Consider the following 12,261-nt stretch of genomic DNA (forward strand, 5'->3'; position numbering starts at 1 on the left):
GACGCCGCTGGCTCCTGATGTAACAGACACAGGCTTTTTGCATGTCCGACATAGTGGAAATCGACAGTGATGGTATCGAGCAGGTCTCGATGCATCAATATACTGAAAAGGCGTACCTGGACTACTCCATGTACGTCATTCTGGATCGCGCGCTGCCGCACATAGGTGACGGTCTGAAGCCCGTACAGCGGCGCATCATCTACGCGATGAGCGAGCTGGGCCTGAAGGCGACGGCAAAGTTCAAGAAGTCCGCGCGCACCGTGGGCGACGTGATCGGCAAGTTCCACCCCCATGGCGACAGCGCAGCCTATGAGGCCATGGTGCTCATGGCGCAGGATTTCAGCTATCGCTACCCGCTGGTGGACGGGCAGGGTAACTGGGGCTCACCGGACGACCCCAAGTCCTTCGCCGCCATGCGCTACACGGAGTCAAGACTCACCGCCTACGCCGACGTGCTGCTTGGCGAGCTGGCCCAGGGCACGGTGGACTGGGTACCGAATTTTGATGGCACGATGGATGAGCCCTCCGTATTGCCGGCACAGGTACCCAATGTGCTGCTCAACGGCACCACCGGCATTGCGGTGGGCATGGCGACCGATATCCCGCCGCACAACCTGCGTGAAGTGGTGAATGCCGCCGTGCATTTGCTGGAGTCGCCGCGCGCCACGCTGGCGGACCTCTGCGAGTTTGTACAGGCGCCGGACTTCCCGACTGAAGCCGAAATCATCACCCCCCGGGAGGATATTCGCGCCCTGTATGAAACCGGCCGCGGCGGGCTGCGCATGCGCGCGGTCTGGGAGCGCGAGGGCGGCGACATCATCGTCCGTGCCCTGCCCTACCAGGTGTCGGGTTCCCGGGTGCTGGAGCAGATTGCGGCACAGATGCAGGCCCGCAAGCTGCCCATGGTGGCCGACCTGCGCGATGAGTCAGACCATGAGAACCCGACGCGACTGGTGATTGTGCCGCGCTCGAACCGGGTGGATGCCGAAGCGCTGATGAGCCACCTGTTTGCGACCACCGACCTGGAAAAGACCTACCGGGTCAACCTCAACATGATCGGCACCGACGGCCGCCCTGCGGTGAAATCGCTGGAACGGATTCTGCGCGAATGGCTGTCTTTCCGCACCGCGACCGTGCGCCGGCGTCTGGAGCACCGGCTGGAGCGGGTGCTCAAACGCCTGCATATTCTGGAAGGCTATCTCATCGCCTACCTGAATATCGATGAAGTGATTCATATCATCCGCACCGAGGACAAGCCCAAGCCCGCCCTGATGGCGCGTTTTGGCCTCACCGATCCGCAGGCAGAATCGATCCTTGAGCTGAAGCTGCGCAACCTGGCCAAGCTGGAGGAAATGAAAATCCGCGGCGAGCAGGAGGAGCTGGCCGCCGAGCGGGATGCCCTGCAGCTTACCCTGGGCAGCGAGGCGCGCCTGAAAACGCTGATTCGCAAGGAGCTGCAGGCGGCCGCCGAGCAGTATGGCGACGCGCGGCGCTCACCGCTGGCGACCCGCGAGGAGGCCCGCGCGTTCAGTGAACTGGAGCTGATGAGCGCGGACCCGATCACCGTGGTGCTCTCGGAAAAAGGTTGGATTCGCGCGGCGAAGGGCCACGATGTGGATGCAGGTAGCCTGAGCTACAAGTCCGGGGATGGTTTCAAGCTCGATGCCCGCGGCCGCAGCAACCAGCCGACCGTGATACTGGACTCGACGGGGCGCGCCTACACGCTGGCGTCGCACAATCTGCCCTCGGCGCGTGGCCAGGGTGAGCCGGTGACCGGGCGCATCAACCCGCCCTCCGGCGCTACCTTCGAAGGCCTGCTGCTGGCGGATGAGCAGCAGCGATTCCTGCTGGCGAGTGATGCCGGCTACGGTTTCGTGGCGGTCTACTCGGACCTGCAAACCAAGAACCGTGCGGGGAAAGCGGTGCTGTCACTGCCCAAGGGGGGGCGCGTCCTGCAGCCCTGCCCGGTGCCGGCGGAGAACGACGGCGCCTGGGTGGCGGCGCTGTCCAACGAAGGCCGCCTGCTGGTGTTTCCGCTGGCGGACCTGCCCCAGCTGGCGCGCGGCAAGGGCAACAAGATCCTCGGTATCCCGTCAGCCCGGGTCCAGGCCCGCGAGGAGTTTCTGGTGACGGTGCAGGTGATCGACGAAGCGCAATCGCTGGTGATCCAGGCGGGCAAGCGTCACCTGACCCTGAAGTTCAGCGAACTGGAACACTACCGCGGCGAGCGCGGCCGGCGCGGCAACAAGCTGCCGCGGGGCTTCCAGAAGGTTGACGGTATGCGGGTGGAGTAGCCACATTGCCAGCGCTCCTTCCGCTTCGATGAGGCCCTGATTATGCCCGTCAAACGCCCCGTTCCCACCCCTCGTCGTCGCGGTCGCCCGGCCAAGATCAGTCGCGAGAAAGTCATAGAGGCGGTGCTGCTGCTGCTTGAAGATGCCGCCCCGGACGAGGTGAGCATGGCGGATGTGGCGGCCCGCCTGAATGTGCCAGTGATGTCCCTGTATAACCACTTTCCCAACACCAGTGAGCTGCTGCAATCCGTAGCGGACCATACCTTTGGCCTGTTCCGCATGCCCGCGATGCGTGCCGGTGCTCCCTGGCAGGATGATTTGCTGGCCTGGTTGCGCGCCCTCGCCCACCACTGCCAGCGCTATCCGGTCGCCCTGCGCATGATTTCCATTGAGGGGCGGGCCACACCGGCCTATCAGCGGATCGTTGCACCGCTGCTGCGTGTGCTGCAGTCACTGCAGCTGGACGAGCGCCGCTCGGCCCTGCTGCTGGCCTGGGTCACCAGCCAGGCTATGGGCCTTATCTACATTGAGGATTTTGCCGAACCCGCGCGACGGCTGGCGCCGTCCTCGCTGGCGGCCGACAGCACCGATGCTGAATGGCTGACGGCTGTGGGCGGCGCACTGCCTGACGTCCAGCGCGAAGAGGTGCTGGAACTCGGCTTTCGCTCCCTGATTGCCATACTGGAAGAAGAGGCGGCAAAATAATTATAGAAACTATTATTAAAAATAATTAGACTCAGTTTCAGCGCGTTCGACATTGCCCCGGTAATCGCTCGGCCGCGACCCTCCCAATCCGATAAAAATGCAAGAGGTGGTGACACGATGAGCAAAACACTGATTCGAAACGGTACCGTCATCGACGGTACAGGTGCAGCTGGCTTCGCGGCCGACGTCCGCGTGCACAACGGCGTAATTGCCGAAGTGGCGCCGGGGCTGGCGCCCGCCGCCGATGAGACGGTGGTGGACGCCTCCGGCTGCTATGTCTGCCCCGGTTTTATTGAAAGCCACACCCACTTCGATGGCGCCATGTGGTGGGATGAAGAGCTCGACCCCCTGCCCGGCTACGGCGTCACGTCTGTGGTCATGGGCAACTGCGGCTTCTCCATCGCGCCCGTATCTGACGACGAAGCCGCGCGCCGCGAGGTGGTCGGTATCTTCTCCTTCTTTGAAGACATCCCGGAACAGCCTTTCCTCAAGTCCCTGCCGTGGGATTGGCGCAGTTGGCCGGAGTACCGCGACTCCATGGTGCGCAATGTGAAAATGCCTGCCAACTATGCGGCGTTCTGCGGGCATATCGCCCTGCGCCTGGCGGTCATGGGCCTGCAGGCCTGGGAGCGCGCCGCCACACCGGCAGAAGTGGAGCAGATGTGCGGCCTGCTCGACGAGGCCCTGGCTGCAGGCGCCCTGGGCATGTCCACCAATCTCTTCGATCACGACGGGCAGGACCGCCCGGTGCCCTCGCTGAAGGCCGATGACCACGAGCTGCAATCCCTGATGGCGGTCATCAGCCGGCATCCCGGCGCCACCTTGCAGGTGATTGTCGATACCTTCCGCAACATGACTGCACCGGACACCATGCGTCGCATTGCGCGCCTGTCCGAAGGCATGCCGTTGCGTGTGCAGTGGGCTGGCCTGCCCACCCTGGTGTTCCAGCGCGATATGATGGGCATACAGGCGCCGCTGGTGGAGCTGCATGAACAGTTCAAGCAGGAGGGTCGTGATTTCTGGACGGGCTTTGCCCATATCGCCGTCACCTCCACGATGAGTGTGCAAAGCTCGCTGATCTTCGCCCAATCGAATGATTACGTCTGGCACGAAGTCGTGACCGCCGAAGGGGATGAGGCCAAGGCAGCCCTGCTGCGCGACCCGAGCTGGCGCGAGCGCGCCCGCGAGTCCTGGGATACCAAGACCTTCGAGTTCTCGCCGTTCCCCGAAGGGCGTGCCGCCCACCTGTTGCTGATGAATTCGGACAACGGTGTCGGGCCCACGCACCTCACGCTGGGCGAGTACCAGGCCCAGATCGGCGCGCCCCATCCCTCCGACGCCATGGCGGAGTGGCTGCTGGCCAATGGTCTGCAGTCTACCGTGACCATGCCGCCCTTTGAGTGCGATCGCGAGATGGTGCTGCGCCTGATGCGCGACCCCTACTCCGTGGGCAACATCAGTGATGCCGGCGCTCACGGCCAGATGCTCTGCGGCGGCGGTGAGAACGTCAAACTGTTCACCGATTTCGTGCGCTCCGGTGACCTCTCGGTGGAGGAAGCGGTGCACATCCAGACCGGTAAACTGGCCAGCCATTTCGGTTTCCACGACCGCGGCGTTCTGCAGGCGGGCAAGCGCGCTGACCTTACGGTCTTCAATCTCGATGAGGTGCAGGAACGCGAGATGAAGCGTGTCTACGACGTGCCCGACGGCAAGGGTGGCTTCACCTGGCGCTGGAGCCGCGACCCGGCACCGGTGCGCATGACCATGGTCAATGGCGAAGTGACCTTTGACGGGCAGAAAAGCACACCCGCCCGGCCGGGCGAGATGCTGGCGCCGTCCGCTGCGGCGTAAGTGTTCTCTCGTTATCGTCTGAATGGGGGATCACAGCGGCGCCCAGCGCCGCTATGCTGGTATCTCCCTTGTTGAGTGAGTAGAGCCAATGCAGCGATTCAACGGCAAAACCATCATCGTCACCGGCGCTGCCCAGGGCATGGGCGCCAATCATGTGCGGCGCTTTGTGGGTGAGGGCGCGAACGTGGTCTTCACCGATGTCCAGGAAGAGGCCGGCGCGGCGCTGGCCTCGGAACTCGGTCCGCAGGCCTGCTTTGTGCGACAGGACGTGTCCAGCGAAACAGACTGGGACACCGTGGTTGCCACCGCGACAACGCGCTTTGGGCGCATTGACGTGCTGGTCAACAATGCGGCGCTGTTTTTTTCCTGTCCGGTCGACGAGGTGGAACCGGAGCGGGTGCGCCGGTTACTGGAGGTCAATGTCTTCGGCAGCTGGCTGGGCATCAGCAAGGTTGCGCCGGTGATGAAGGCGCAGGGCGGCGGTGGCGCTATCGTCAACCTGTCATCGCTTGCGGGCATCCGCGGGATACCCACCATGGCGATCTACGGTGCCTCCAAGGCGGCGGTGCGCGGACTGACCAAATCCGCGGCCTACGACCTCGGGCCGGCCGGGATCCGGGTGAACGCGGTACTGCCGGGCGCAGTGGCGGATACCGGCATGTTCTCCGGCGGCACGCCGGAGCAGATGCAGGCCATTCCGCTGCAGCGCCCGGCAAGCCTGGATGAGATATCTGCCCTCGTGCTGTTCCTGGCCTCGGATGAGGCCAGCTACATCACCGGAGCCGACCACACCATTGATGGCGGGCGCAGCCTCTGGTGAGTCGTCCGCCGTGCTAGAGTGGTTCCCCGAGGCGCTTCAGGGTCAACCGCAGCTGTCGCTCCAGCAGGTCGTCCCAGGGGTTCAGGAATTCTTCCAGAATCGCGTAGTCGCCGAGCTCGCTGGGGCGTTGCTCCAGGCGGCTGCTGACGTCGATATCCTCGCAGACACCCGGTGACAGCATCACCTGCGGCGGCTTGCTGGCGCACAGCGTCTGCAGTTCGTCCAGGGTGGACTGGATGTACAGCCCCGGATAAATGTCCGTTTCATCCCCGCGCCCCAGCTCACTCTGGGCGACAGCCATGGCCATGCCCAGCGACAGGCTCATCTTCTTCTCCACGGCCTTGCTGATGCTGCGCACCAGCCAGGCGCAGCAGCTGGCCCGAAAGGCCGCGCTGCCGCCGCTGGTGTTGCCGCTGAAAAACACGGCCAGGCCAAACTGCCGCACCACTTGCAGGTGGCCGCCGTAGAAGCCGGCAGCGGCGTAGACGATCTGGTGCAGGCGGTCGGTGTAGCGGTGCAGGGAGCTTTCGTCCAGCGTGTCGATGTAGTCCGCGAGGCTGATCAGGTGCAGGTAGAGCACCGCGGTATCCCGGTAGTTGGCGGGGTTCGGTCCGCTGCTGCTGCGCGCCCGCAGCAGCTCCATGGGCAGTGCATTGATGTGGTGTTGCAATTGCAGCAGCTCATTGGCGGGCAGTGCAGCCTTGCTGTTTTCCTCCAGCGCCAGGCTGCGTGCCTGCCGCTGTAGCCGGCTGGCGAGAAACTCCAGCGCCGCTTTGCGCGCCAACGCATAGACGATCAGGCTGAGTACAATGGCGAGCCCGAACAGGCTCAACAGGAAGCGTATGCGGGCAGTTTCGGCGACGGCAGTGCTCAGGGTAATCACGACTTCGCCCGCAATGTCCGGGCCGATCATCACGGGTGCACGGTAGTCGGTGAGGTACTCGCCGTCGACATGGCCCGCTTCACCCAGCGGGCGCCCCTCCACATCGAAGATGGCGACCCTGCCGGCGGAGGACGACTCAACAAAACGGTGCAGCGACGCGGCAACGTTGAGCAGGTCGCCGGTTTCCAGCGCGACGCCGATCCGCCGCGCGATCTGCTGGGCCAGCGCATCGCCGAACTCCGCCTGCTGCACTTTCTGCATGTGGCGACTGGAGGTGGCAGCGAGGGCCACCAGTGCCAGGCTGATCAGCAGGCAGCCGAGCCCGGCGATGAGCGCCAGCTGATGGCTTAAGCTTGCGTCGCGGAATCGATTGCTCACGCCCTGTGGCTTCCCTGTCGGTAAAGCGGCGAGTATAAACCAAGGCTGCGCCTGCTGCGCGCAGCGGTTTCGCCGCAACCGGCGCAGGGTTAGAATACGGCCCTCTGCAGCCAGCCGGACCCGCCATCCCGTGAACGATATTGTCCTTATCACCCTTTCCGGCGCGGATAAACCGGGTATTACCGCGGGTGTTACCGGGTTGCTCGCCGAACATTCGGTGAATGTGCTGGACATTGGCCAGGCGGTGATTCACGCCACCCTGTCCATGGGGCTGCTGCTGGAAATTCCCGCCGCTGCGCCGCACAGCGCTATCGAGCATGCGCTGCAGGGCTTTGCCGCACAGCAGCAGTTGCAACTGCGCTGGCAGCAGGTGAGTGCAGAGAGCTACAGTGACTGGGTGTCGGCCCAGGGGCGCGCGCGTTACATCACCACGCTGTTGGCGCGCAAGATTACCGCCGACCAGCTGGCCCGGGTCAGCGGAGTTTTCGCTCGCCACGGCCTCGGTATCGACGGTATTTCACGCCTCTCCGGGCGTATTCCCCTGGGAGAGCTGCCGCCGCTGAGCAAGGCCTGTGTGGAGTTTTCACTGCGCGGCAGCGTGCCCGATGTGGCCGCCTTTCGCCGCGAGCTGCTGGAAGTCGCCAGCGCCCTCGAGGTGGATCTCGCATTTCAGGAAGACACCATGTATCGCCGCAATCGGCGACTGGTTGCCTTTGATATGGACTCCACGCTGATTGAGGCCGAGGTCATCGACGAACTGGCGCGCCTGGCGGGGGTGGGCGAGCAGGTGAGCGCCATCACCGAGCGCGCCATGCGGGGCGAACTGGATTTCGCGGCCAGTTTTCGCGAGCGGGTCGCCCTGCTCAAGGGGCTGCCGGAGTCGGCGCTGCAGGAGGTCGCGGCGAACCTGCGCATTACCGAGGGCGCGCGGCACCTTATCAGTACCCTGCGCGCGCTGGGCTACCGGACCGCGATACTCTCCGGAGGGTTCACCTACTTCGCCCATTGGCTGCAGCGGCAGCTGGGCATTGATTATGTTCACGCCAACGAGCTGGAAATTGCCCAGGGCGTGGTGACCGGCAACGTCAGCGGCGTGATTGTCGATGGCGAACGCAAGGCGGCGCTGCTGCGCCAGCTGGCGAGTCGCGAGGGGATTGACCTGCAGCAGGTGATAGCGGTGGGTGACGGGGCCAACGATCTGCCCATGCTCAGTATCGCCGGGCTGGGCATCGCGTTTCGCGCCAAACCGCTGGTGCAGCAGTCTGCCGAGCAATCCATATCCACCCTCGGCCTCGACGCCATTCTTTACCTGTTGGGTATCTCCGACCGCTATCAGCCGGCTTCGACGTCAGATATCCGTCCAGATTGACCGGAACGGCGACGCCGGCAGTTCACGCTCCGTTTTTACTTTCTCCGCGGCGCGCGCGGCGGTTTCCCGGAATTCGAACTGGCTGTAGGCGCCGGTGGCCGCCACCAGGCGCTGTAGGCGCACATCGCGCGTGGTGCCTTCGCGCAGCAGTGTCAGCCCCTGGCCTTCGCGGAAGCCGCTGCGAGGCGTGATCAGGGTGGGCGGCTGCGCCACCAGTTTGATTTCCGGCAGCAGCAGCACGCGGATGGGCTCGGAGAGCCCCGTCTCTGCGTGGATGCGGGCGCCCCAGGATTCAGCCCCGGGACTCAGCAGCTCCACCCCAATCAACGTGCTCTTGCCTTCGAGATGACTTACCCAGCGGATCGTGGCCAGCACCCAGTTGGGGTGGTCGTCCTCGCGCACGCAGAGCAGGTCGCCGCTGCGGATGATCCCGGGCGGAGTCTCTTCCCAGGCCAGGCAGTAGCCCCCCGGGCTGGCGTTGATGGACTTGATGGTGTACTCGCGAAAGCGCTCCTCGTCCTGCTGCAGGCCGCTGTCGTCCTCCTTAAGCAGGGCCGCCCGCGTGCGGGCGTCGACGGAGACCTCACTGCCGGCGGCAGGGTCGTCGGGCTGCGCCTGTTCCTCGCCGCTGAAAATGTCGTCGGGGGTGGCTTCCACCCAGGGATCGCGACGTTTCTGTTCCACCAGGAAAGGGTTGCTGGCAACGCGTTCCCCCGGCGCTGGTTGGTAGCCCTTGCCATGCAGAACCTCGGCAAAGTTCAGCTTGCCCGCGGAAAAGTAGTGCGCATTGCTGAGCCCCAGTGTCACATGCAGGATCTGCTGCACCGGCGTGCGGTGGAAGTTGCGCATGCTGACCGAGGAAAGCGCCTCAATCATGTGCAGCAGGGTGTGATGGTGTAGCCGGGTGTCCTTGTCGAACACCACATCGCGGCGGCCGTTTTCCTCGGACTCCGCGGCGATGGCACGCAGCTGGACAACCAGCGCGCTGGTGTCAACCCGGCGCAGGCCCGGGGGGTTGTCGGCAAACCGCGGGCTCTTGGCGTAGGTCGGCGGCTGATCGGCATCAAGGTCAACCGCGAACAGCGCATCCTCATGCTCGCTGACCTCCGCCTCGCCGCCCCACTCCAGCAGGCAGCGGAACATGGCGATCAGGTCACCCTGGCGAACCTGGTTGGGTTTACAGGAGGAAAGCAGCAGTGGGCGCAGCCAGGTGGCTTCGACGGTGGTGGTGCCGCCGTCCCCGTCGTCCACCCGCAGGCGTGTCAGGTGCTGTCGCTCAGCCAGGTGGTAGAGCTGGTGCAGGGTCTGCCACGCGCGGCTTTCGCCGGGCTGGTAGAGCAGGAAATGCTGGAAGATTTTACCCGCGGTGAGGTTGATGGCCCGCTGCAGGGCCTCACACATCAGGCGCGCCGGATTGACCCCGGCCATGGCGTCGCGGTCGCGGAGGGCGTGCACGGCCACCAGGGTATAGGCGGTGCTGGACAAGCCCAGTAGCTGATCGGCTATTTCCGCCAGCTGGCGCGGCTCTTCCGGCATGACCAGTGGCTGGTTGATGACCTTGCGCGTGAGGCTGGCAACGGCCACGTTCATATTCGGTCGGATGGCTTCGAGAATGGCGTAGCGCTCGGCTGCGGGGAGGGCAACCCGGTTCAGCTCCCCGAGAAGGGAGGCCAGTGTCTGGGCGACTTCGCGGGCGCTGGTGACTGGCAGACCCGCGGCCCAATGCGCGGCATCCGCGCCGGTCAGCGGGAAATAGCTGAACGTGGTCAGGTCCTGACGCGGAATACGCAGTTTTACGGGTGCCTTGTCACTCATGCCCCTGGCCTCCCATCACGCCCATCCTTGTTTGCTGGTAAACGTGTCCAAGAGTAGCCCATACGAGGCGTTAATCGCCACTGCAATATCGCCGTAGGCGGCCGGGTACGGTATGATTGCCGCCTGTTTTCAGTAGTGTGATACCTGTCATGGCGAATTTTTCTACCAACGAGTTCCGTCCCGGCCTGAAGGTCATGCTGGACGGCGATCCCTGCAGCATTCTCGAGAATGAGTTTGTGAAGCCGGGCAAGGGCCAGGCCTTCAACCGCGTGCGCATGCGCAACCTGAAGACCGGCCGCGTCTGGGAGCGCACCTTCAAATCCGGCGAAAGCCTGGAAGGCGCCGATGTCATGGACCGCACCATGGAATACCTCTACACCGACGGCGAGTTCTGGTATTTCATGGAGCCAGACACCTTTGAGCAGCATCAGGCTGATGCCAAGGCCGTGGGCGATTCCTACCTCTGGTTGAAGGAGCAGGACAGCTGCGAGGTCACGCTGTACAACGGTTCACCGCTGTCGGTTGCGCCGGCCAATTTTGTCGAGCTGGAGATCGTGGAAACCGACCCCGGCCTCAAGGGTGATACCGCGCAGGGTGGCAGCAAGCCGGCCAAGCTCAGCACCGGCGCTGTGGTCAAGGTGCCGCTGTTCGTCACCACCGGTGAAGTGGTTCGCGTTGACACCCGTACCGGCGAATACCAGAACCGGGTCAGCAAGTAGGCCCCGCTCGCGGCCGTAGCCCGTGAGTGACTGGCGTCCCGGGGCGACGCTGGCGCAGTTGCGGCAGCGCGCAGCGCTGCTGGCGACGATTCGCGACTTCTTTGCCGTCCGTGGTGTACTGGAAGTCGAGACACCACTGCTGTGTTCCCGGGGTGTTACCGACCCTGCGATTGAGCCCCTGGTCGTGCGTGACGGGCGGTCCCTGGCGGCGGGCCCGCGCTATCTGCAAACATCGCCCGAGTATGCGATGAAGCGTCTGCTGGCAGCGGGCAGCGGGCCGATCTACCAGATCTGCAAGGCATTTCGCGACGGCGAAGCCGGGCGCCGCCACAACCCTGAGTTTACCCTGCTGGAGTGGTACCGCCCGGGCATGGATCATCACGGCCTCATGGCCGAGGTGGCGGCGTTGGTGTGCAGCTGTCTGGGCGCGCGGCCTTGGCAGGCGTTCAGCTACCGCGAGGCCTTCCAGCGCAGCCTGCAGCTGGACCCGTTTACCGCTGAAATCGCCGAGCTGCAGCGCGCTGCGCGGCAGCTGACGGACCCGGGCACCCTGACGGGTGGGCGCGATCTCTGGCTGGACCTGCTGTTGACCCACGGTGTCGAGCCCTGGCTGGCTGGGCAGGGTCTGTGCTTCCTTTACGATTATCCGGCCAGCCAGGCGGCCCTGTCGCGGCTGGCGCAGCGCAACGGGCACAGCGTTGGTGAGCGTTTCGAGTTGTACATCGATGGGGTGGAAGTGGCGAACGGCTATCATGAACTGGCCGATGCCGCGGAGCAGCGCGCCCGCTTCGAGGCAGACAACCGACAGCGTGAGGCCTCTGGGCAGTCGCCGCGGGCGCTGGACGAGGCTCTGCTCGCGGCTCTGGCGCACGGCCTGCCCGCCGCCAGTGGCGTCGCGCTGGGGCTGGATCGCTTGCTGATGCTGGCCACCGGCGAGACGGATATCCGGCGCCTACTGGCCTTTTCCTGGGAGCGCAGCTGAGGGCGGCGGGCAGACCGCCGGGCCGTAGCCAGCGATAAACTCGGGCGGCATGCGCCGCGGCCGCCCGGTGCTGATTTCGATGCAGGCAAAACGCATCATGCCGCGCAGGAGCGTGGCGCCGTCAGCCGGCCGTTGAATCTGGAAGCGGCGCTCCATGGTGAGCCGGCGGTCCCAGCCCACGATCCAGGTGCCGGCAATCAGCGCGTCACCTTCCCGGGAAGCCTGCAGGTAGTCGAATTCGCTGTGGGTAATGGCCATCGCCCGGTCCAGCCGGCGATAGCTGTCCAGGTCCAGCCCCAGGTGCACCGAATGGGCCCAGGCAACCTGCTCACACCATTTCACATACACGGTGTTGTTGGTGTGTTGCAGGCCATCGATGTCGGCCGCGCCCACCTTGGTCTCGAGCGTGAACGGCTGCGGATAGTCCCAGGTCAGCGCGGTCATG

Annotated in this window: 10 protein-coding genes; 7 read left to right on the forward strand and 3 right to left on the reverse strand. The window is 64.6% G+C overall.

The features are described 5' to 3' along the window. Positions 1-41 precede the first annotated feature (41 nt). The 4 genes from parC to R3E49_RS03190 all read left to right on the forward strand — a co-directional run bounded on the left by parC (position 42) and on the right by R3E49_RS03190 (position 5,670). Entirely contained in the window at positions 42-2,294 is a 2,253-nt protein-coding gene (parC, locus tag R3E49_RS03175; protein WP_371293712.1) for a DNA topoisomerase IV subunit A, read from the forward strand. A 42-nt stretch (positions 2,295-2,336) separates the two neighbouring features. Beyond that, positions 2,337-2,999: a TetR/AcrR family transcriptional regulator gene (locus R3E49_RS03180; RefSeq protein ID WP_371293713.1), complete on the forward strand. Its 663-nt coding sequence runs from the start codon at positions 2,337-2,339 to the stop codon at positions 2,997-2,999. Between the two features lie 117 nt (positions 3,000-3,116). Then, the gene (locus tag R3E49_RS03185; protein ID WP_371293714.1) at positions 3,117-4,850 is read left to right on the forward strand and encodes an amidohydrolase family protein; all 1,734 of its coding nucleotides are present in this window, start codon (positions 3,117-3,119) and stop codon (positions 4,848-4,850) included. 88 nt (positions 4,851-4,938) lie between these two features. Next, complete coding sequence (locus R3E49_RS03190; protein WP_371293715.1) at positions 4,939-5,670, forward strand: SDR family NAD(P)-dependent oxidoreductase; 732 nt, start codon at positions 4,939-4,941, stop codon at positions 5,668-5,670. A gap of 13 nt (positions 5,671-5,683) precedes the next feature. On the opposite strand, the gene R3E49_RS03195 is transcribed toward R3E49_RS03190, so the two are convergent. Continuing rightward, the gene (locus R3E49_RS03195) at positions 5,684-6,931 is read right to left on the reverse strand and encodes a hypothetical protein (protein WP_371293716.1); all 1,248 of its coding nucleotides are present in this window, start codon (positions 6,929-6,931) and stop codon (positions 5,684-5,686) included. Between the two features lie 130 nt (positions 6,932-7,061). Here R3E49_RS03195 and serB point away from each other — a divergent pair, with 130 nt between their 5' ends. Beyond that, positions 7,062-8,300: a phosphoserine phosphatase SerB gene (gene serB / locus R3E49_RS03200; RefSeq protein ID WP_371293717.1), complete on the forward strand. Its 1,239-nt coding sequence runs from the start codon at positions 7,062-7,064 to the stop codon at positions 8,298-8,300. Here the strand turns inward: serB and R3E49_RS03205 are convergent. Beyond that, positions 8,280-10,115, reverse strand: a complete 1,836-nt coding sequence (locus tag R3E49_RS03205; RefSeq protein WP_371293718.1) for a hypothetical protein — start codon at positions 10,113-10,115, stop codon at positions 8,280-8,282. The genes serB and R3E49_RS03205 overlap by 21 nt on opposite strands. 149 nt (positions 10,116-10,264) lie before the next feature. Here R3E49_RS03205 and efp point away from each other — a divergent pair, with 149 nt between their 5' ends. Both efp and epmA read left to right on the forward strand, forming a co-directional pair. Next, a complete protein-coding gene (gene efp / locus R3E49_RS03210; RefSeq protein ID WP_290741340.1) occupies positions 10,265-10,834 on the forward strand; it encodes an elongation factor P in 570 nt (189 codons plus the stop codon). Positions 10,835-10,856: 22 nt separating this feature from the next. After that, complete coding sequence (epmA, locus tag R3E49_RS03215) at positions 10,857-11,816, forward strand: EF-P lysine aminoacylase EpmA (RefSeq protein ID WP_371293719.1); 960 nt, start codon at positions 10,857-10,859, stop codon at positions 11,814-11,816. Here epmA and R3E49_RS03220 read toward each other — a convergent pair. After that, a complete protein-coding gene (locus tag R3E49_RS03220; RefSeq protein WP_371293720.1) occupies positions 11,787-12,260 on the reverse strand; it encodes an acyl-CoA thioesterase in 474 nt (157 codons plus the stop codon). The two genes, epmA and R3E49_RS03220, sit on opposite strands and share 30 nt — an antisense overlap. Position 12,261: the final 1 nt, after the last annotated feature.

This window comes from Haliea sp. (genome assembly GCF_041395985.1).
In the GTDB taxonomy this organism is placed as follows: domain Bacteria; phylum Pseudomonadota; class Gammaproteobacteria; order Pseudomonadales; family Halieaceae; genus Haliea.